Source organism: Paenibacillus sp. FSL K6-1096 (genome assembly GCF_037977055.1).
Classification (GTDB): Bacteria; Bacillota; Bacilli; order Paenibacillales; family Paenibacillaceae; genus Paenibacillus_AQ.
Genome location: NZ_CP150274.1, coordinates 268,618 through 288,831 on the forward strand (window position 1 = coordinate 268,618; position 20,214 = coordinate 288,831).

Annotated in this window: 18 protein-coding genes; 12 read left to right on the forward strand and 6 right to left on the reverse strand. The window is 48.2% G+C overall.

Translation table 11 applies throughout. The features are described 5' to 3' along the window. The first annotated feature begins 197 nt into the window (after window positions 1-197). From MHI24_RS01100 to MHI24_RS01125, 6 genes are read left to right on the forward strand one after another with little or no spacing between them, the layout of a single operon-like run. A complete protein-coding gene (locus MHI24_RS01100) occupies window positions 198-1,052 on the forward strand; it encodes an ABC transporter permease subunit (protein WP_340026861.1) in 855 nt (284 codons plus the stop codon). A 13-nt stretch (window positions 1,053-1,065) separates the two neighbouring features. After that, window positions 1,066-1,947, forward strand: a complete 882-nt coding sequence (locus tag MHI24_RS01105) for a carbohydrate ABC transporter permease (RefSeq protein ID WP_340023721.1) — start codon at window positions 1,066-1,068, stop codon at window positions 1,945-1,947. A gap of 38 nt (window positions 1,948-1,985) precedes the next feature. Beyond that, window positions 1,986-3,479, forward strand: a complete 1,494-nt coding sequence (locus MHI24_RS01110) for an extracellular solute-binding protein (protein WP_340023722.1) — start codon at window positions 1,986-1,988, stop codon at window positions 3,477-3,479. Between the two features lie 60 nt (window positions 3,480-3,539). Beyond that, window positions 3,540-5,393: a sensor histidine kinase gene (locus tag MHI24_RS01115; RefSeq protein WP_340023723.1), complete on the forward strand. Its 1,854-nt coding sequence runs from the start codon at window positions 3,540-3,542 to the stop codon at window positions 5,391-5,393. After that, window positions 5,374-7,002, forward strand: coding sequence for a response regulator (locus MHI24_RS01120; RefSeq protein WP_340023724.1), 1,629 nt, complete (start codon window positions 5,374-5,376; stop codon window positions 7,000-7,002). The genes MHI24_RS01115 and MHI24_RS01120 overlap by 20 nt, the downstream gene beginning before the upstream one ends. A gap of 41 nt (window positions 7,003-7,043) precedes the next feature. After that, complete coding sequence (locus MHI24_RS01125; RefSeq protein ID WP_340023725.1) at window positions 7,044-8,393, forward strand: FAD-dependent oxidoreductase; 1,350 nt, start codon at window positions 7,044-7,046, stop codon at window positions 8,391-8,393. Window positions 8,394-8,477: 84 nt separating this feature from the next. On the opposite strand, the gene MHI24_RS01130 is transcribed toward MHI24_RS01125, so the two are convergent. Next, window positions 8,478-9,221 carry a suppressor of fused domain protein gene (locus MHI24_RS01130; protein ID WP_340023726.1) on the reverse strand — a complete coding sequence of 248 codons (744 nt, stop codon included), beginning with the start codon at window positions 9,219-9,221 and terminating at the stop codon, window positions 8,478-8,480. A 217-nt stretch (window positions 9,222-9,438) separates the two neighbouring features. Between MHI24_RS01130 and MHI24_RS01135 the strand changes: the two genes are divergently transcribed. Then, complete coding sequence (locus MHI24_RS01135) at window positions 9,439-9,972, forward strand: 3'-5' exonuclease (RefSeq protein WP_340023727.1); 534 nt, start codon at window positions 9,439-9,441, stop codon at window positions 9,970-9,972. A gap of 120 nt (window positions 9,973-10,092) precedes the next feature. Here MHI24_RS01135 and MHI24_RS01140 read toward each other — a convergent pair whose 3' ends face one another. Both MHI24_RS01140 and MHI24_RS01145 read right to left on the reverse strand, forming a co-directional pair. Continuing rightward, on the reverse strand, window positions 10,093-10,734 hold the full coding sequence (locus MHI24_RS01140; RefSeq protein ID WP_340023728.1) for a peroxiredoxin-like family protein: 642 nt from the start codon (window positions 10,732-10,734) through the stop codon (window positions 10,093-10,095). Between the two features lie 40 nt (window positions 10,735-10,774). Further along, a complete protein-coding gene (locus MHI24_RS01145; protein ID WP_340023729.1) occupies window positions 10,775-11,308 on the reverse strand; it encodes a TetR/AcrR family transcriptional regulator in 534 nt (177 codons plus the stop codon). A gap of 353 nt (window positions 11,309-11,661) precedes the next feature. On the opposite strand from MHI24_RS01145, the gene MHI24_RS01150 reads away from it, so the two are divergent. The 5 genes from MHI24_RS01150 (at window position 11,662) to MHI24_RS01170 (ending at window position 16,940) form a co-directional block, all read left to right on the forward strand. Next, entirely contained in the window at window positions 11,662-12,156 is a 495-nt protein-coding gene (locus MHI24_RS01150) for an RNA polymerase sigma factor (protein ID WP_340023730.1), read from the forward strand. 17 nt (window positions 12,157-12,173) lie between these two features. Then, complete coding sequence (locus MHI24_RS01155; protein WP_340023731.1) at window positions 12,174-13,058, forward strand: DUF3298 domain-containing protein; 885 nt, start codon at window positions 12,174-12,176, stop codon at window positions 13,056-13,058. A 171-nt stretch (window positions 13,059-13,229) separates the two neighbouring features. Further along, window positions 13,230-14,123, forward strand: coding sequence for a polysaccharide deacetylase family protein (locus MHI24_RS01160; RefSeq protein ID WP_340023732.1), 894 nt, complete (start codon window positions 13,230-13,232; stop codon window positions 14,121-14,123). 44 nt (window positions 14,124-14,167) lie between these two features. Next, window positions 14,168-14,803: a YkyA family protein gene (locus MHI24_RS01165; protein ID WP_340026862.1), complete on the forward strand. Its 636-nt coding sequence runs from the start codon at window positions 14,168-14,170 to the stop codon at window positions 14,801-14,803. A gap of 160 nt (window positions 14,804-14,963) precedes the next feature. Then, window positions 14,964-16,940 (forward strand): sigma-70 family RNA polymerase sigma factor, encoded by a 1,977-nt coding sequence (locus MHI24_RS01170; protein ID WP_340023733.1) that lies wholly within the window; start codon window positions 14,964-14,966, stop codon window positions 16,938-16,940. A 90-nt stretch (window positions 16,941-17,030) separates the two neighbouring features. Here the strand turns inward: MHI24_RS01170 and MHI24_RS01175 are convergent, their stop codons facing one another. The 3 genes from MHI24_RS01175 to MHI24_RS01185 are packed head-to-tail and all read right to left on the reverse strand — an operon-like array spanning window position 17,031 to window position 19,960. Continuing rightward, window positions 17,031-18,341, reverse strand: coding sequence for a HAMP domain-containing sensor histidine kinase (locus tag MHI24_RS01175; protein ID WP_340023734.1), 1,311 nt, complete (start codon window positions 18,339-18,341; stop codon window positions 17,031-17,033). Then, a complete protein-coding gene (locus tag MHI24_RS01180) occupies window positions 18,316-19,014 on the reverse strand; it encodes a response regulator transcription factor (protein WP_340023735.1) in 699 nt (232 codons plus the stop codon). The genes MHI24_RS01175 and MHI24_RS01180 overlap by 26 nt, the downstream gene beginning before the upstream one ends. Further along, a complete protein-coding gene (locus MHI24_RS01185; protein WP_340023736.1) occupies window positions 19,001-19,960 on the reverse strand; it encodes a phosphatidylinositol-specific phospholipase C/glycerophosphodiester phosphodiesterase family protein in 960 nt (319 codons plus the stop codon). The genes MHI24_RS01180 and MHI24_RS01185 overlap by 14 nt, the downstream gene beginning before the upstream one ends. Window positions 19,961-20,214: the final 254 nt, after the last annotated feature.

The following is a 20,214-nucleotide window of genomic DNA, read 5'->3' on the forward strand; positions in this document are numbered from 1 at the left end:
GCCCTTAAAGCCAATGCCGGACGGCAGGTACAATGAGAATGTCACAACGGATAAGACATTATGACTAAGGGTAAAGGAGGTAGCCTATGGATTCAGATTTGGCAGCGGCGGATCGGCAGCCCGAGAACCATCCCCTTCGTACGGTAAAATGGGAGCGGTTTCAGGCCCTGAAAAAGTATTGGGACTTATACCTGATTATGCTGCCGGGACTCGCGTATTTTATCATTTTTAAGTATGTGCCGATGGGGGGCATCATCGTTGCCTTTCAGGATTTTAGCGCCTTTGCCGGCATCCGCGGCAGCGAATGGGTGGGACTTGCGCATTTTAAAAATATGTTTATGGACAGCGAGTTTTACACAGTATTCAAAAATACGCTGCTGATCAGCTTATACAAGCTGATCTGGGGATTTCCGGGTCCGATCATCCTGGCCTTAATGCTGAATGAAGTCCGGCACATGCTGTATAAGCGCGGGGTCCAGACGCTTGTCTATTTACCGCATTTTCTGTCCTGGGTCATCATCGGAGGCATTCTGATCAACGTGCTGTCCCCGGCAACGGGGATCGTCAATCAGTTTCTGGGCATGCTCGGTCTGGAGCCGATCTTCTTCCTGGGCAGTCAGGAATGGTTCAGAACGGTGCTGGTGGTCAGCGACATCTGGAAAGAAGCGGGATGGGGGGCCATCATCTATCTGGCTGCGCTGGCATCGATCGATCCGCAGATCTACGAGGCCGCTGTCGTAGACGGCGCGGGCAAATGGAAGCAGCTGCTCCACGTTACCCTGCCATCATTGCTCGGGACCATCGTGATCCTGTTCGTACTGCGCCTGGGGAGCGTTCTGGATGTCGGCTTCGAGCAGATCTTTGTGCTCTACAATCCGCTGGTATACAATGTGGCCGATGTGATCGAGACTTATGTCTACCGGACCGGAATCACGCAGGGTCAATTCAGCTTTACAACCGCTGTCGGGTTGTTCAAATCGGTTATCAGTCTGATATTAGTCGTCCTCGCCAACAAAGCCGCCAGAAAGCTTGGCCAGAACAGCTTATGGTAGAGGGGGTGAATCTATGAGGCTTACTAGGGGAGAACGTCTGGCATCGAGGCTTAATTACCTGATCCTGGGTTTCATTGCTTTGCTTGCGCTTTTGCCATTCCTGCATATCGTGGCCCAGTCTTTCAGCAGTCATCAGGCGATAACATCGGGCAGGGTGACATTATGGCCGGTGGATTTCAGTTTTGAGGCGTATATGAAGGTACTGCGCGAGCACGCCTTTGTGAATGCCTTCAAGGTCAGTTTGCTGCGCACGGCCATCGGCACGCTGGTGAATGTGGTGATCACTTGTATGCTGGCCTATCCGCTGTCCAAGGTTTATATTAAAGGACGATCCGCCATCATGTTCCTGATTGTGTTCACGATGCTGTTTAACGGGGGCATGATTCCAACCTTTCTGGTCGTGAAAGCGACCGGGCTGCTGAATTCCTTCTGGGTCTATATCATTCCTGGAGCGGTTAGTGCGTTCAATGTTATTATTATGAAAAATTTCTTTCAAGGCGTGCCGCCCGAACTGGAGGAATCCGCCAAGATTGACGGCTCCTCCAATATCGGAACGCTCGTCCGGATCGTCGTTCCGTTATCCATGCCGGTCATTGCAACGATTACCTTGTTCCATGCGGTCGGACATTGGAATGCCTTCTTTGACACCGTCCTGTATGTGACGGACCGGAATCTCTTCCCGCTGCAGGTGTATCTGCGTGAGCTGATCATGTTCAATCAATCGAACATCAGCAATAACAACGGGTACGCCGCCAATATCGACAGCACCCTGCTGGCCTTGGAGTCCTTGAAGGCTGCGGCGCTGATTGCCAGCACAGTTCCAATCCTGCTCGTGTACCCGTTTCTGCAGAAGCATTTTGTCAAAGGGATTACGCTTGGATCCGTAAAAGGCTAGAACTGTATGTAACATGAAAAAAGAGAGGGGATTGTCATATGAAAGTCTCAATCTTGGTAAAAAGATGCGTATCCATTCTGGCGGTGACCTCCATGCTGCTGGTGTCCGCGTGTTCATCCGGTACGAAGGAAGCAGGAGGCGAAGGGAAGGAACAACGCCAGGCCATTGATATCGTATTAAGCAATGCCGGACGGAAGTTCCCGCCGGGGATGGACGAGAACAATAATCCTTATATTGATTACATCCGCGAGAACACGGGACTGGACATCAAGCTGATCACGCCTCCTGCGGACGGTTACGGGGATGCCCTGAACGTGATTATGGCCTCCGATGATCTGCCGGATATGCTCCTGTCCTATGATGCCAATTGGTTCGAAAGCTATGTCCGGCAGAAGGCCCTTACCCCTCTGAATGATCTAATCGACGAATACGGACCGAATCTGAAGAAAAGTATCCCGGAGGAAGCCTGGAAGGTCGTCACTGTGGACGGAAAGATCTATGCGATTCCCAGCCTGAACCCGATCCCGGGCAATGAAATCATGTTTGCACGCAAGGATTGGCTGGACCGTCTGGGGCTCAAGCCGCCGGTAACGCTGGAAGAATACAAAGAGGTGATTCGTGCTTTTGCACAGGATGATCCGGACGGAAACGGCAAAGACGATACGTTTGGCCTGATCCTGCAGGAAAACCTCGGCAGAGTAGCTCCGTTTATCGGGGCATGGGGAATCCAGCGGGGCCAATGGACTGAACGGGACGGGCAATTGGTGAATTCCAGCACACTGCCGGAAATGAAGGAAGCACTAAGCTATCTTGCAGATCTCTATAAGGAAAAGCTGATTGATCCCGAGTGGGCTTTAAATAAGATGGCTAATGTTGACGAGAAAGTCGCCAGCGGCAAAGTGGGCCTGTTCTCCGGGAACTGGTATGATACCCGCGGCCCGATCCTGACCAACCAGAAGAATGATCCCAATGCAGAGTGGATTACCCTCGAATATCCAACCGGACCTGACGGGAAGCAGGGAACCTGGGGCAACAGCTATGTTGCCGGGTTTAATGTGATTCCGGTTACGAGCAAACATCCGGAGGCTGTCATTAAGATGATGGATTTCATGATCGGAGACGGATACCGCACACTCATGCTCGGATTTGAGGGCGAGGTATGGAATATGGAGGACGGGAAGGTGGTTACGAACTTTGATGAGCACAACAAGCATATTTACCGGCTAACGCTCGGCGAAGCGATTGTGCCGTTCAATTCTGAAGTATCCAGAGAACGTCTGGACTCGCTCGGGATGGAGTTTAAGCTGAATGAGATTGTCGACAAGGTTAACGAGGTTGCCATCCGTAATCAATATCTGGGCGTACCGACGCCTGGAATGGGTAAATACGGGCCGAAGCTGTCCAAAATGGAGGTCGAAGCATTCACGAAAATCATCATAGGCCAGCAGCCGGTAGACAGCTTTGATCAATTTGTTGAAGACTGGAAGAAAAACGGCGGCGAGGAAATGACGAAGGAAGTCAACGGGCAATGAACAGGACGGATAACGGGGTCTAAGCTATAATGAAGGCATGCAGAATCGTGGGGGAATCGTATGAAGTGGCTGACGCAATTCCGCAATGTCTTGAAGCAGTCGATTCAGTTTAGGCTTACCTGTTATTTTCTGCTCATCCTGCTGCCGCTGGTGGCGTTCAGTATGTTTGCCAATGTAAAGTCTCAGCGGATTCTGGAGCAGGAGCTTGGCGAGCGCACGCTCAGTGCCATGAGCTCCGCAGTGGAGTTTGTTGACTTGACAATTAAGAGCATCCATAATCTGTCCACCCTAATCGCCACCGATACCAATCTATCCGCCCTGCTGTCTCATCAGGAGAAGACCCTGACCTCCGGGGCGATTATGGACTTCACTCGTGTCATGAAAGAGATTACGAATATAACCATGGTCAATGAATATTTAAGCGACACCATGATTTATCATCGTCCTTCCAACTCGCTGGTCACAACCAAGCTCGGGCTGCTGCACCGTGAATCCCAAGGCTCTGAGCCATGGTACGATAAGGCTGTGAAGGCAAATGGCGCAAGCATATACTACTTATCAGAACGCCATGAAGAGAATTTGTCCGGACTCCCGGATCCCATCTATAACCGGAATCAGCTTATTATGATGAGACTTATGGATTTCTATCGCGGCGAACAAGGCGAAAATGTCCTCATGCTGTCCATTTCGAAGAATCAGCTGCTCCGCTCGTTGTCCCATTTGCTGGCGAACAGCAGCTCCAAGGTCTATCTGTTTGATGCCCGGGAGCGGTTGATCGTAACGAATGCGTCTTCAGAAACGTTGTCTTTTGAATGGAAGGACGTCCAGCCAGGCAGTGTTTTGGTCCGGGAGACCCCGGAAACGGATGAGAAGCATTTGATTCTGCGGGTGACTTCTCCCCGAAGCGGATGGTCGCTGCTGCTGATCCAGCCCGAGCGTGAGATTTACAATAAGTCGAGGCCGCTGCAAATTTTTGCGTACTGCATTATTGCACTCAGTGTCGTGCTTGCCGTCTGGATTGCCTGGTTTATCTACAGCGGAATTGCCTCTCCGATATCAAGACTGGTGTCCGGCATGCGGCAGCTGCGTAAAGGTAATCTGAATATCAGGCTGGAGAACGGGCGGCAGGACGAGTTGGGGTATTTAACGGAGGCTTTCAACGAAACGGCGAGCCAGCAGCGTCATCTGATCAAGGATATCTATGAGCAACAGCTCAGAATGACCAAGACGGAGCTCAAATTTCTGCAGGCTCAGATTAATCCCCACTTCTTGTACAACACGCTGGATTCGATTTATTGGACGGCCAAAAATTATGAAGCGGAAGAGATCAGTACGATGGTGCTCAACTTGTCGAACTTCTTCAGGCTAAGCTTGAGCAAAGGGCAGGAGTCGTTTACGGTGGAGGAAACATTCAAGCACCTTCAATACTATATTCGAATTCAGCAAATCCGTTTTGCCGAGCGGTTTACGGTGGAGTACTGTGCTTCCGGGGATAGCCACCATTTGCATATTCTGAAGCTGCTGCTTCAGCCGCTGGTTGAGAATGCCATATTGCATGGCTTGGAGAAACGTAAAAAAGGCGGAGCATTAAGCATTCGCACCGATGTGTCTAATGACCGGCTAATCATCCAGGTAACCGATAATGGAAGAGGGATTCCAGGGCCAAGGCTTGTGCGGATTCAACAGGCCCTGGCAAGAATTAGGTTTGGGGATTACACGACACCCCCCGAAAAGAACTCCGAGTTTTTTGCGCTGCTCAATGTCCAGGCTCGAATCGCCATTTACTATGGGGAGACGGCGGAATTGAAGATCGTTAGCGGGGAAGGGAGCGGAACGGCGGCGATCATCGATTTACCGGCAGACCGCTGCCGGGAGGAGAGAGGGGAACCGGAACATGAATCTCATGATTGTTGAAGATGAAATTCGAATTCTGAATAGCCTGGCCAATAATATACCGTGGAATGAGCATGGCATCGAAGTGGTGGCGCTTGCCGAGAACGGCTTGGAAGCGCTGTCCATGATCGGGCGCAGGAAGCCGGATATCGTGCTGCTCGATATCGAAATGCCGGAGATGGACGGGTTGTCCTTGGTGAAGACGGTGCTGCAGCAGGAATCACACATGAAATTCGTGATTTTAAGCGGCCATGACGATTTCCCGTATGCGCAGGCCGCTGTGGGGCTTGGCGTAATGAAGTACTTGCTGAAGCCGGCCGGAGACGATGAAATTTTGAATGCTATTCTTGCGGCTGCGGAAGAGATTCGAGCTGAACTGCTGGAAAAGCACAGCATGATTGAGCTGGAGCGGAAATGGCAGGATCGCCTGCCTCAGCTCCAGGATGATTTTTATAGAAGCTGGTTACAGGGCCGGTATGCGGACTGGGAGCTCAAGAAGCATATGGAGGAGCTGAATCTGGAGCTTGCCCACTATACTTCGTTTGCTGTAGCCGTATGTGAAATCGATCCGATTCACGAGCAAGGAGAACGGTTTACCTCTTCGGATCAGGCGTTGCTGCAGTTTTCGCTGGAATGCATAGCGGCTGAATGTTTACAGCATGAAAGCTGCCGGGTCTTTAATGATGCGGACGGAGCAACCGTGCTGCTCTTTTTGGGAAGACCGGAAGAACCGGTTCCAGATATCATCCAGCGGATCAATGTTCACGTTCCCCGTCTCTTCAATATTGTTAAAGAGTGTCTGAAGCTTACCGCCAGCGCCGGACTCGGGACCCCAGGCTCGTGGGAGCATGTATCGCTGTCCTACCGGCAGGCACGCCGTGCGCTGCAGGAGCGGGCCATTTACGGAAATGAGGTGTTCGTTCCTTACCTGGACGTAACCAACAAGGAGCAGCCGTTTCATTATGACGCTGAGTTCGAAAAACAGCTGGAGATTGCGGTTCATACGGATCACGCGGCAGCGGTTGCTGAGCTGATGGACTGCTATTTCAAGGACGTATACTCCCAAGCGGTCTCAACTCAAAAGGTATACGAGCATTTGCTGTATTTGAGCAGCTTATTTACACGTATTATTCAGTCGCGGGGCTGGTCGATGCAGGAGGTGCTGCAAGAGGATTATTCGATGTTTCTGTCCTTTGAATCCCTGCTCTCCAAAGAGCAAATCGTGGAATGGTCCAAAAGAGTGGCCAGCCGCATTACCCAATACCGGGAACGGGAGCGAAAGCATTCAAGCCATCGGCTCGTTAAACAAATGATCGAGGCCGTGGAGGAAATGCTGGGGAAAGAAGAGCTGACCTTGCACACGCTGGCCGAAAGATTATATGTCAATCCCTCTTACCTTAGCCGGCTCTTTAAGCGGGAGGAAGGGAAATCCATTTCGGAATATCTCCTGAAGCGGAGTATGGAGCATGCCAAAGAGCTCTTATACAGCGGAGTTAAGGTATATGATGCAGCAGAAGCGGCAGGATATCGTGATGTCAGCTATTTTGCCAGAGTATTTCGTAAATATTGGGGCGTAGCCCCGAGTGAATTAAAGAAACAAGAGCGTTCGGTCTCACCGCGTTCGATGTAAGTTAAAGCTGCAATGGAAGAAATCTGGTGGAGGTGGTCAGAATGACCGATATGGCACAAACCGTTAAAATACCCGAGCGCGATATTCCTGTCTACACGGAAGTGGATGTTGTCGTTGCCGGAGGCGGACCGTCAGGAGTAGCGGCAGCGCTCGCAGCGGCAAGAAACGGGGCATCCGTATTGCTGATAGAGCAAAGAGGATATCTGGGCGGCATGGCGACGGTCTCTCAGGTTCCTGCATTTTGCCCGTATACCGATCAGATCAAGCCGGTAATCCGCGGAATTGGGCTGGAAATTCTGCTTGCTATGAAGAGCAGGATGGAGGAGACGTTTCAGGAGGCATGGAAGGATCGGCTGGATTGGGTGCCGATTGATGCGGAAATTCTAAAGCGCATATTGGACGAGAAGATGATGGAGGCTGGCGTTAAAGTGCTGTATCATACCTTCGTCAGTCAAGTTCTTGGGCAGGACGGCATCATTGAAGCGGCGATCATTAACAACAAGACCGGAACTCAGGCGGTAAAAGGGAAAATATACATTGATGCAACAAGCGATGCGGATCTCACCTATCTTGCGGGCGGGCAGCTCGCCAAAGGCGGAGATGATGGAGAGCTGCAGCCGGGGACGATGTGCTTCGTCCTGAATAACCTGGACCGGAACAAATTTCGCTCAAGTGCTGAGACGCACGGCCACGATCTGAAACATGCGATCAACAAGGCGAAGCTTGAAGGGCGATTACGCGTCGCCAGAGATTGGGCCGGTATTTCCTGGCTAAACGATCATACGGCAGGGTTCAATTTCGGGCATGTATTCGGGATTGATGGTTCAAATACGGATGATCTGACCCGCGGAGCCATCGAAGGCCGCGCGCTTGTTGAACACATTACCGGTTGGCTGCGGGAAGCGATTCCCGGATTCGAGAACGCTTTCCTGACGTTGACGGGCGAACAGATCGGCATTCGGGAAACCCGCCGGATCGTCGGCGATTATATCGTCACCGCCGATGATTTTCTGGCCTGCCGTTCGTTCCCGGACGACATTGCCCGCAATGCCTACTTTATTGACATTCATATGGCAAAGCCTACGAGCGGCATGACGATGGTACGTCTATCGCCTGGAGAGTCCCACGGCATTCCTTATCGCGCCTTGCTTCCGGTCGGTATTCAGAACGTAATCGTAGCCGGCAGAGCGATATCAACCGATAGAGCGGCCCAAGGCTCCACCCGGGTCATGCCGAATTGCTTTGCCATGGGCGAAGCCTCCGGTACGGCTGCGGCAATTCTGACTGAGAAAGGCACACGGGAAACGCGCAGTATCGACATTACGGACCTGCAACGCAGACTTGTCCGCCAAGGCGCATGGTTAGGAGAACAGATCAATGAGCGATATTAGGAACTAAAAAGGCTGAGCCCAAAGTCATATTCTTGACTTAGGCTCAGCCTTTTCAAGCTGTTGCAAGCCCGTTCATCCGGGCAGTTATTTACACGCGTTGTGTCTATTCGGATTCAGAATGAGGAAATCCTCTGGAAGCTCGAACAGTTTGGCCATCAGTTCATCCATACCGGACTCCAGCTTGAACTCCATTTCCTCCCGGTACAGCGGAACCAGGAAATAGACCTGAACCTGATTGCCATCTTTCGCATGGACGGTGCTGACCTCCTCCGGCAGAGCATACAGGATCACGCCGGACAGCTCCGTGTTAGCCGCATATGGCTCGTAATCCTCCGTGTTGGGGATCGTATGGCCGTAGCCAAGCCATGTCTGATACATATGCGGGAACCGGGCAAGCATCTTCATCATCCGGATGGGCCAGTAGTTCTCCTCTGCTTCGAAATCCTCCTGCGTAAGCGGCCAGTCCGCCGGTAAAAACATCATCAGCTCCGCGCGTTCCAGATGCTTATACTCTTCACGGATCTCCTGTGGGAGTGTCAGCGGCAAATCGCTCATCCCATTGGTGTACAGCACACGGTATGGCTCATCGGGTGTAGCTTCCATAATATTCACATCAATATGTACGATGTCTGAGATCAGTTCATGGAACACGCCAGTTTCCCGGTTCGGGAAGACCCGATTGAAATGTTCGTTTAAATCTTCCATGTACAAAATATTGGCGGGAGGCGTAACCTGCTGCTCATCCGAAGCGTCATAACCATAAATGGTGGTACCGTCTTCCGATTTGCCCATTTCCTTGCCGCCAAACAGTTTTTTGAAAAAGTTCATGTCTTTGCGCTCCTCTGTGTGGGTTTATATTAAAGTACGAAATGAAGTATTTGAAACCTCACTTGGAAGTATAACAAAAGACATAGTCCCGGATCGATGGGTCTATCGATTCCAATTACATTGGATAACCATGCAACCATCCATTTTTCTTTATTCATGTGTATAATTATCTAGCAGCTTTCGATAAATCAAATTTTTTTAAAGAATAGGAGCAGGTATGAACTATGTCATTTTTGATCTGGAAGCCACCTGTTGGGATAATGACCGCAAAAGGCAAAACGAAATTATTGAGATCGGAGCCGTAAAGCTCAATGAAAGGCTAAAGACTGTGAGTGAGTTCCAAATTTTTGTCAAGCCTGCATTAAGCCCGCAGCTTTCTGATTTTTGTAAGCGGCTTACCTCCATCTCTCAGGCGGATGTGGATGCTGCAATGTATTTTCCCCAGGCAATAAGTCAATTTCAAGAGTGGATAGGCAATGAACCTCATGTCCTCTGCTCCTGGGGGTTTTATGATAAAAACCAGCTGCAGAAGGATTGCGCACTACATCAAATCGCTAGTGAATGGACGGATAACCATATCAGTCTAAAGCATCAGCACGGGAGAATGATTGGCAAGGAGAGGGGAGTAGGCATGGAAAGAGCCTTGACTATGCTTAAACTGCCGCTTGAAGGTACTCACCATAGAGGTATCGACGATGCCAAGAACATTGCGAAAATATTCGTTAAGATTTTTGACCAATTGGAGTTTTGATAAACGAGCACAAATGATGGCGGCTTATTCTTCTTTGTACCAATCTGAAGGAAAAGGTGCTGTCCTCTAAGTAAAGAGTGCAGCACCTTTTCAACTTAACTCGTATTACGCAAATCATCCTTAAAGCTTTCTCAATTCCTGCAGAATATCGTCTGGATCGAACCGCTGCATAAAATCAGGATTGACATAGGCGGAACGAATAATACCGGATTCATCGATCATGAAGGTGGAAGGGATCGGCAGAACCCAACGGTCCATCGCGTTGTATTCCGCCAGGTCCATACCTGCTTGTTCCATAATGTTCTGGATGTAGTCCGGAACGTCGTAAAGAATATTATAGAAGGCTGCCACGAGACCATTGGTGTCGCTAAGCACCTCGAAGGACAACCCCTCTTTCTCTTGCTGGGAAAGCGTGTTGTCGGGGCTTTGCGGGCTGATTGCGATCAGTTGACCCCCAAGGGCCACAATATCCGGAAGAAGCTTCTGATAGCTCTTAAGTTGAGTGTTGCAGAACGGGCACCATCCGCCTCGGTAGAAAGTGAGTACTACAGGTCCTTTGGACAATTTATCATAAAGGTTAACCGTTTCTCCCAAAGCATTTTTGAGCGTGAAGTCCTTGGCTTTCTGCCCCTCTTGCCGGCCGTAAGTTATGCCGGACTCCTGTTGCTCCTTGATTTGTCGGAACATCTTCGCTTGAATCTCCAAAGGGGTGTGCACTATAAATTCCTGTTTTGCTGTGGATAAAGCTTGAGCTAGTGACATGTTTTGATTCTCCTTTTTCATTCAATATCCTCAGGATCAATCACGATAGAGGTGCGAGTCTGTCCAGCAGCGGACCTGTTACGAAGCTGAACATATTCGGATCGCTGTAGGCCCGCGTCGAAAGCATAGCTCCGTGAACTGTCGCAATGAATGCTTCGGCTTCGGCATGGGGAGTATCGCTAAGTTGAAGCTGCCCAAGCCTCGATCCGCGATCCAGTACGGATGTCAACCATGTGGACAGGTAGCTGAAATGAGCCCGAACTTCCATCGCAACCTCTTCGGGCAGGGCGGGCAGTTGACTTGCCAATAGCGCACAGACACATATCGGAGCGCTAGCGTCCGCGATGCAGGCCTCCCAATAGCCAATGTAGGACCGAAGCTGTTCAAGAGCATCGGATACATTGAGCTCTATGTGATTCAGCCCTGCTTCAGCTTCTTCCCGGTATCGCGCAACCAGTGTGCGAACCAGATCGACCTTACTTGGAAAATGGTGATGGATGCTCGCCTTACGAATCCCCACCACATTAGCGATGTCGGCATAGCTGAAACCGTTATAGCCACCAGTGATGATCAAAGAACGGGCACAAGTCAGAATGTCATCAGAGGTCTTATTGAAAAGAGAGACGACACGATAAATAAGCGAATCAAACAAACGCGTATATTAGCAACGTTGGCATCGGCGGGTATAATTTCGCAAGACCTATCCGAAAATAGGTAAGTGAATAGAAATGAGCTCAGGACCCCGGTGAAGCTGGGGTCTTCTATCTGTTGCGCGGCTTGATTGGCCCGCCAAATCGCAGATCAAATCACAGGGGCTGAAATTTCTTGTGGGCAAATCAAACTTTTTGAACAACTCGCCCGTCTTGCTTCCGTAAGACAATTGCAATTGATGGTTACCCGCGCGGGCCCAAAGGAGTGTCTGATTAAATGAGAGTCGGCCGGAAGCAGGAAAAGCTTCTTATCCAATGCATCACCGAAAACCAGGAAAGGGCGTATCGACTGGCTTACAGCTATGTCCGCAACAAAGAGGATGCCCTCGACATCGTGCAGGATGCCATCCACAAAGCATTCATGTACATTGAAAGCTTGAAGAATACGAGTTCACTAAAAAGCTGGTTTTTCCGGATCGTTGTGACCACGTCCCTAGATTTCATACGAAAACAGAAAAAGATCCAACTCATGGACGAAGAAACACTGGAGATCGTGCTGCCAAGCAGTCAAGACCGTTATGCCGACCTGGATTTGGCAAAATCACTGGATGAGCTGCCGGAAAAATACCGCATTCTGATTATTCTCCGATTTTTTGAAGATATGAAGATCGAAGAAATTGCCGAAGTGCTTGACGAGAAGCTCAGTACCGTGAAAACAAGGCTCTATCAAGGGCTGCAGAAGCTTCGGCTGAACATGAGCGAAGAAGGCTAATAGGAGGAGTGATGATAATGCATGACAAGCTGAATCGGATGAAGCAGGAGTATGAGTCCATTCCTATTCCCGATGAATTAGATAAGATGGTGAACAGAACGATCGCCTCCAGGCGAACAAAAATAAAGGCCATGCCCTGGTTAGCTGGCGCTGCGGCTGCCTGCATCCTGCTGTTTGTCAGCGTAAACGCCAGCCCAGCCTTCGCCAAGGCGATGTCTGAGATGCCGGTGCTCGGGCAGATTGTGAAGGTGATCACCATTCAGGAATATACCGAACAGAATGAAAAGACCGATGTACATCTTAAAACGCCCGGCATTGCCGGAACCGGTGATCCTGAACTGGAACATTCCCTAAATACCAAGTATTTGGAGGAAAATAAGAAGCTGTATGAGGGCTTCAAGGATGAGGTGGCCCAGTTGGAAAAAAGCGGGGGAGGACATCTCAGCCTGGAAAGCGGTTATGAAGTCGTCACCGATACGTACCGGCTGCTGACCCTCTCGCGCTATGTCGTCGAATCAGCCGGATCCGCCGCCGAATTCCGCAAATACGATACGATTGATAAAATCAACCATATTGTCATCACGCTGCCAAGCCTCTTCAGCGATGACCACTATATTCAAGTGATCAGCGACAATATTAAGGAGCAAATGCGCCAGCAGATGAAGGATGACCCAAGCAAGATGTACTGGGTTGAGCAGTCCGGGATTGAGCCGGATATACCGGAGGAGGAGCTGTTCCGCAGCATCACGAAGGACCAGAATTTTTATATTAATCAGGACGGCAAGCTGGTCATCAGCTTCGATGAATATGATGTAGCTCCTGGATACATGGGCGTTGTCGAGTTTACGATTCCGACGGAGGCGATTCAGGACTTGCTTGTCAGCAACAAGTATGTCCAATAAGAGCCGTTTGCACCGCGCAATGGCTTCTCAATTACAGCAGCAAAAGACCGCCCGCAATCATTTGCGTCGGCGGTCTTTTTTTCTCTACAAATCAAACTTTTCGAACAACTCGCCCGTCTTGCTACCGTAGCTAGCATAACTTCATTACGAGAGGATAGGACGTGGAGAGGCTTGAAATTACATCATGAATTAACACAAGTGAACGGAAGTACAATTCGCGCTGAAATTCACAAACGAAGAAGAAAAATTCGTTATGGAAAGTTAAGTTTGGTACTTATGGTTTTGATTCTCCTGGTCATGGGGATTACGTATGCATTAAGCAATATGACATATTGGATAAAGACGATGGTTGCACCTCCGCCCATTTCTATGATTAAAGAGCCTGTTCAACTAAAAACCATTCAGGGTTCGCTAGACTCAAAAGAACAGCCGACGAGATTTTTGGGTCAAGTCAGCAAAGTGGCATATATTACCTTTGATGATGGCCCTAGCAAATACACGGGGCAGCTGCTGGATATTATGAACCAGTATGATGCTAAAGCTACTTTTTTTATGATTGGAGAGAATCTGGATGACTACCCGGAAGCGGTGAAGCGTTTGGTGCACGAAGGCAGTTATCCCGGGCTGCATAGTATGACGCATAGTTATAAAAAGTTATATAAGAGCGGAAACTCAGACAACTTTTTGAATGAGTTTAAAGAAGTACAGAATAAGGTCGCGGCTTTGATTGGGTTTAAGCCACATTTGATCCGTGCACCTTATGGAAGCAGCCCGCAGATTGGTGAGGCTTTTAGAGGGGATATCGCGGCAGCAGGGTTTAAAATGTGGGACTGGACTACGGACTCACTTGACTGGAAACTTCCCGGTCAGCCCAATAAAATTATATCCCGGATACACAGAGGCGTACACCGGGATATAGAAGTTATTCTGATGCATGAACGGAAACAGACTGTAGAAGCTCTGCCACAGATTTTAAAGCTGCTGAAAGCAAAAGGCTATGAGTTTGAGGTTTACAATCCGAATGAGCATGTAGTAGTTAATTTCAGCCGAGATACTCGCTTGTAATTCAACTTAGATAAATTAACAGTAAAGAGGGAAGACCCGTGAAAATGATAAGTGCAAAACGGACACAGGCTGTCCTCATTACCGTATTACTCCTGCTGCTTAACGGATGTGGAGAGCCTCAGGAGCCTGCGGTTAATCAGATTAATCATCTGGCTCAAGATAGTCAGGAGATCGACAAAGCTCTGGAGTCCCTTACGAATCATGAACAAGAAGATATGAGATTATATCATGCTATTCTGAGTCAAGGGAAAGAGAAGAACAGTAACATTACAGGGTTCCTGGATCAAGCGGAAACTCATATTCAGGCGCGAAGAGCTATTCTTGAACAAATAGAACAAGCTAGTCAGAAGGCAGATGAACAAACGAAGTCACTTCAACAATCACTACTAAAGCTTTCGTTTGAAAAAGAAGAAACACTTTCCCGCGCAGGAGAAGCTCTCAAACAATATGAGTCAAGAAACCAAACCCTTCAGATGTTTGTTGAAGCTTACGGGCTGGGTTTGGATGCTGAAGAGCAGGTATATGGACTCATGAGAGGGCGTACTGAAACGGATCTTAAAGAAATCAAGCTTGCTATTCAGAAACGAAATGTTCTATATGGTAAATTGACTGGAATACAAGAAAAGTTCAACACACTGACCCAGACATTTAACAGTACTCAAGAGCAGCTTATTAACTAACAATCTCAAGCACGCTCTGTAAGAAACAATGCCTCAAACTTCGCTTTCCCGTGCTTGCCGCATGCGGATGGTCACTTGATCGGTCAGTTCCAGAATTATGTTACATTAATTAAATCCAAACCCCCGAGTTAGCTGTCTATATAACAGGAGGTGAACAACAATGATCGATGCACAGCAACAAATCAACGCCGCCCAAAACGGAGATCACGATGCCTTCGTTTCTCTTATAAAGGATCGGACGGATAAGCTGCACCGAGTGGCTCGCCATTATGTACGGGAGTCCAAAGATGCGGAGGATATCGTTCAGGATGCCTTGGTTAAGGCTTATGAGTCACTGCATACGCTGCAGCAAGCCGAAGCATTTGAGAGCTGGCTTACCAGAATTGTGGTGAACCGGGCGCTCAATCATTTGAAGAAGTCCAAGCGTGTTCACCTGATCGAAGACCCGCAGGCGCAAGAGTCATTGGTCGTTAATGATATCGATCAAACCCTGGATCTGGAGCGTGCATTGGCCAGTCTGAATCCGAAGCTGCGTCAGCTCCTGTTCTTAAAATATAAGAAGGACCTGACCCAGCAGCAAATCGCCCATCTTCTGGATATGCCATTAGGTACTGTAAAAACACAATTACGGAAGGGGCTGGAGCATTTGCGCAACGAGATGGCTCAAGATTTTCCCGAACGAGACCTGGATACATTACGCCTGCAGTTAAGACAACAGGCAGAGCACCAGTTTGCCGTTTCAGCGGATTATGACCTGATCGTCAATGACTATCAAGAGAACACCATGAGGGGAACAGGGAAGGGAGAAGCGGGATTCTTATGGGTTAAAACGGGGAGTGATGACGCCGTTTCTGCCACGCTCTCCAGGGACGGCAACTTGCTAGACTATGCCATTTCCTGGGCCTCATTGGACAACGGGACACGGCTATCTGAGGAGGAACTCAAACAGCAGGCAGAGCAATTCCTGGAAGATCATTATCCCGGCGCACTGCGTAATTTTCCGTATTGTGAAATGGAGTGGATGGAAGGGATGTTTGGGTACACACGACAGCAGAAGGCGATGGGGCTGCCGCTTCCTGAGACGGGATGCCTGATTATGGTTCACTCCAGCGGCCGTGTGGTCGGATTTAGGTACTACGGAACCGTTCCAGGGCCAGCACTCCCAACCATGATCACAGCAGAAGAGGAACAGATGACGTGTATAAAGGAGAATTTTTTGCTACATGTGGAATATTGCGTATTGGACAAAGCCGTGTACACGGATGGTGACGATCAGGTCCATCTTGTTTACGCCCCCCGAAGTAGAGGACTAATCTATACTGCATCATCACAGGAGGAGGTTCCGACAGCCTATAGGGCACAAGCTGTCCCCTCTGATCCAAGAACTCTGGACGAGTGGCCAGGTGAGCTCCCGCCCGCACGAAGCCTAGAAGAGTGGATTGGCGTAGACAACGAACAATTTCAGTTAGTACAAGACGACAATATTGGCTCGAACACCAAGTTGATGGTGTGGAAGCAACAGAATGAAGAGCGTCCAGCCAAGAATGACCGGTCTTGGAAGGCCTATTGGGCTGATCAGATGGAGGGAGCGGTCAAGGCCCGAGTAGACAGCCAAACCAGACAACTGATTGACTTTGTTTCGCATGGTAAGCTAGATCAACTAGCTCCATTAACCTGGGATCGGGATGCATGTATAGAAGTAGCTATGGACTATATCCGGGGATTAGCAGCCGAAATGTTGCCGTATCTCAAGCTTCTAACTGCAGAGACCGACGGCGAAGATCGTTTGGAAATCATTCGCTTTGGTGTATATGTTCAAGACGTATCTGTCAGGGATGAATGCTATCAACTTGCTGTTGACCGCTCTAATGGGAGGGTCATAAGTTTGATGTCCCCCTCCATTAGGCCAGAACAGTTAAAGAAGCTGGAGGCCGTGCCTTCATTTGATTCCCGGACAGCCATCCACCGATGGACGGCACAGACCAAGCTGCGTCTGCAATGGGAACGGATGCACAATGCTAGGGCGGAAGAGGCCCCGTATGAACTAGTGTATCGAATGATTGGTAACGAGCACGGGCGGACGCCCGAAGTGCTTGATGCGCATACGGGGAAGTTATACGAAAATACTTTTTACTGACAAACAAAAACATGGCAGCCGCATGGGCTGGTCTGGTGGGAAATAACAAAGTAATGGCGAGCATTGAGGGTTACGTAGTTTTATGATCTCTTAATTTAAGCGCTCCTTGGGCAATTGCAAGATAACGTTGAATTGATCACCATCAATTTCGATTTTAATTTCCCCGGCGTGTAGCTCAACGATGCTTTTCACAATGGACAACCCTAATCCTGAACCTTCTGTCTGGCGGGATTCATCTGCTCTTTTGAAACGTTCGAACAATTCTTCCGCAGCAAAATTAATCTCATAAGCAGCAGTGTTTTGAATTTTAAATAATACCAGATCATCGGACTCGTCCAAATAAATATAGATTCTGGTTCCTGGAAGTGAATATTTCTGCGCGTTGCCAATTAAATTCTCAAATACACGCCAAATTTTATTGCCGTCCAAATGGGCATGGATCGGAAATTTTGCGATTTTCTCCCGAATCACAGGCGACGCTTGCTCCCTGCTGATGGTGGACTCGGCAATGGCCTGTGCCAACAATGTCGCGACATCGACGTACTCAATATCCAGTTCTACTGTACCGCTTACCATCTTTGAGATTTCAAACAAGTCTTCAATCAACAGCTTCATACGTAGCGCCTTCCGCTCCAGTGTTTCAATATATGCTCGGGTTGCTTCCGTAGACAGATCTTCTTTTTTCAATAAATCGACATAGTTGATAATAGAAGTAAGCGGGGTCTTCAAATCATGCGATACATTGGTAATCAGCTCCGTTTTTAACCGTTCGCTCTTCATCTGATTCTCCAGCGCGCTTTGATACCCAACCTTCATATTGTTAATATAGCCAGCAAGCTGGGATAGAACATCCTTGCCGGTTCCCTGAATCGTATTCTGAATGTTTCCTTCGGCAATTTCTTTACTCCCTTTCATGATGGCCATGAAGCGTCCAAGCTTGGAAAGTAAATACGGGACCAAGAACAGCATATAAAGTAATACATAAAGTATGAACAAACCCTGATCGTATATGTTGTAATACAGCGGTGCCTGCCAAATACAAATTCCGGCTATCGCGGTTAGCAAAACTATCATGATGAGGCCAAACGTTAGTCTCCAGTTTTGCAAACTGGCTCTAAGGCCCGTTTTCCAGATTTGAAAATAATCCATCAGCAGATTGCCATGCCAAAAGGAACGCCTACTGAGGGGTTGCTTAAAATAAAAAAACAGTCTGCTTGCCAGTAAGCATAAAATTATAAAGGCAAGCAGTGCTTGAATGTAAATTGAAGCTAAATAGCCCAACGACCGGTATGAATACCCGTCTATGAATACTAGGCCCCATAAGATAACGGCAATAATAATGACAATAAGGTCGATTGGAACCTTCCGATCAGCTTTACTTTTTCTCAATTTTGTATCCAATTCCCCATACCACCTTTAAATATTTCGGGTCTTTGGGATTGATTTCTATTTTTTCGCGAATGTTCCTCACGTGTACAGCAACCGTGTTCTCTGAATTGAAGATCTGTTCATTCCACACGCGCTCATAAATCTCTTCGATCGAAAAAACTCTACCTTTATTCTCCATCAACAACTCCAAAATTTTGTATTCTTTCGGAGTTAATCTGACGTCCTCTCCATCTACCTCAACAGTCTTTGAGCTTTTGTTCAGTACGAGTCCTCTTACTTGAATAATCTCTTCCCCGTTGGGCTGGAAAGAACCTAAGTTCGTAAACCGCCGCAGTTGAGATCGGACTCTGGCGATTAACTCTAGAGGATTGAACGGCTTCGTAAGATAATCATCAGCCCCAACGTTGAGTCCCAAAATCTTGTCGTTATCTTCTGACTTGGCCGATAGCATAATGATCGGTATATTTTTGTCTTCACGAATTTTGAATGTCGTTTTGATTCCATCGAGCTGTGGCATCATGTTATCCATGATAATCAGATGAATGGTCTCTTGTTCAAGGATTTCCAGCGCCTCCAGCCCGTTAGACGCAGTTAATACATCCACATCTTCGCTTTTTAAGTAAATAACGAGTGCTTCCCGAATTTCCGGTTCATCGTCTACAACAAGAATGTTATTTATAGCCATTGTTTCTCACCTTCATTACGACATTTCTTATATTTACCAATCTGGAACTCAAGTATTCCATAAAGTCATGGCCGGGGGAAGCGCCTGCCAGCATCAACTCCTCCGGTGTTTCTTCCTGATCTGTGTAAAATCCATGCACACCGAAGCTGGATAGAATCTGCATAACCGGTTTGCTGTTGACGGTGTGAACATAACTTTTCACCCCAAACTTATTTAGTGCCGGGACTAAATTAGGGTTTAGATACACACGGTATACAGGCATGGCAACCGCTGTGAAATTTTTGTTCCTTACGAATTCTACTATACTTTCGGCAGAGGCGCCAGTTTTGTAAAGTGAGTACATTTTATTTGGAAAGGGGAAGATTCCCATAACAGTGTCATACATTTCCGGGCTGAAAATTTCAGGTATGATCCGGTCGAGGAGTGCAGGATCCGTACGCTGCACCTCATTGACCAGGTGTGAAAACTGCTGTTGAATTTGCTCTTTGCTGTTTGCTTTTGTATCCACAATCAAGTCAAAATCAGGGTATTGTTGCAACAGCTTCAATATGTCTGGCAGTGTTAAAGGGTGAAATTTACCCATTATAAGCGAATTTGCAAACTGAAGCGTGGATACGTTTTGTCCGCGGTGAGTTGTCAAATCCGGCTGTAGCCTGTGCGACCAATCATGTCTTGCTACAAGCTCCCCGTCTGTCGTCTGCACAAGGTCAACCTCGAACAAACGGTATCCTCTTTTATAATTGGTTATAAATGCCTCATAAGAATTGGTGTAGCTAGCACCGTTGATTCCTCCAAATGCATGTGCAATAAGCTTGTTTTCCTGCCAGCCGCTGTTGCCAGCTGAAGAGCTTAGTTTATTCTCACCTGACCAAACAACCCCCCAGTTGATCCAGATCATCCCTGCCGTAATAATTATAAGTATTCTCACCATAATCGTCTTTTTCATTCGTTCTGCTCCTTTGTAATCCTGATGTATGTCATACTACAGGACTCAAATGAAGAAGGACTGGTATAAAAACGAAGGAATTTATGAAGTTTGTGGTGCAAATATTAAGTGAAGAGAAATCACTCTTTTACAAGTGCGCAGCAAAGGATTGTGACTCCGATCAATCTCATATAACAGATGACTTTGGGTAGCGGAAAGATCAGTTGATAATTCATCTTAAAGGTCTTAGAATATAAGTGTTGTCTTATATACCG

Excerpts from the sequence above, each read along its gene's own strand:
- MHI24_RS01100 (WP_340026861.1), top strand. The coding sequence starts at position 198 with ATGCTGCCGGGACTCGCGTATTTTATCATTTTTAAGTATGTGCCGATG.
- MHI24_RS01105 (WP_340023721.1), top strand. The coding sequence starts at position 1,066 with ATGAGGCTTACTAGGGGAGAACGTCTGGCATCGAGGCTTAATTACCTG.
- MHI24_RS01110 (WP_340023722.1), top strand. The coding sequence starts at position 1,986 with ATGAAAGTCTCAATCTTGGTAAAAAGATGCGTATCCATTCTGGCGGTG.
- MHI24_RS01115 (WP_340023723.1), top strand. The coding sequence starts at position 3,540 with ATGAAGTGGCTGACGCAATTCCGCAATGTCTTGAAGCAGTCGATTCAG.
- MHI24_RS01120 (WP_340023724.1), top strand. The coding sequence starts at position 5,374 with ATGAATCTCATGATTGTTGAAGATGAAATTCGAATTCTGAATAGCCTG.
- MHI24_RS01125 (WP_340023725.1), top strand. The coding sequence starts at position 7,044 with ATGACCGATATGGCACAAACCGTTAAAATACCCGAGCGCGATATTCCT.
- MHI24_RS01130 (WP_340023726.1), bottom strand. The coding sequence starts at position 9,221 with ATGAACTTTTTCAAAAAACTGTTTGGCGGCAAGGAAATGGGCAAATCG.
- MHI24_RS01135 (WP_340023727.1), top strand. The coding sequence starts at position 9,439 with ATGAACTATGTCATTTTTGATCTGGAAGCCACCTGTTGGGATAATGAC.
- MHI24_RS01140 (WP_340023728.1), bottom strand. The coding sequence starts at position 10,734 with ATGTCACTAGCTCAAGCTTTATCCACAGCAAAACAGGAATTTATAGTG.
- MHI24_RS01150 (WP_340023730.1), top strand. The coding sequence starts at position 11,662 with ATGAGAGTCGGCCGGAAGCAGGAAAAGCTTCTTATCCAATGCATCACC.
- MHI24_RS01155 (WP_340023731.1), top strand. The coding sequence starts at position 12,174 with ATGCATGACAAGCTGAATCGGATGAAGCAGGAGTATGAGTCCATTCCT.
- MHI24_RS01165 (WP_340026862.1), top strand. The coding sequence starts at position 14,168 with ATGATAAGTGCAAAACGGACACAGGCTGTCCTCATTACCGTATTACTC.
- MHI24_RS01170 (WP_340023733.1), top strand. The coding sequence starts at position 14,964 with ATGATCGATGCACAGCAACAAATCAACGCCGCCCAAAACGGAGATCAC.
- MHI24_RS01180 (WP_340023735.1), bottom strand. The coding sequence starts at position 19,014 with ATGGCTATAAATAACATTCTTGTTGTAGACGATGAACCGGAAATTCGG.
- MHI24_RS01185 (WP_340023736.1), bottom strand. The coding sequence starts at position 19,960 with ATGAAAAAGACGATTATGGTGAGAATACTTATAATTATTACGGCAGGG.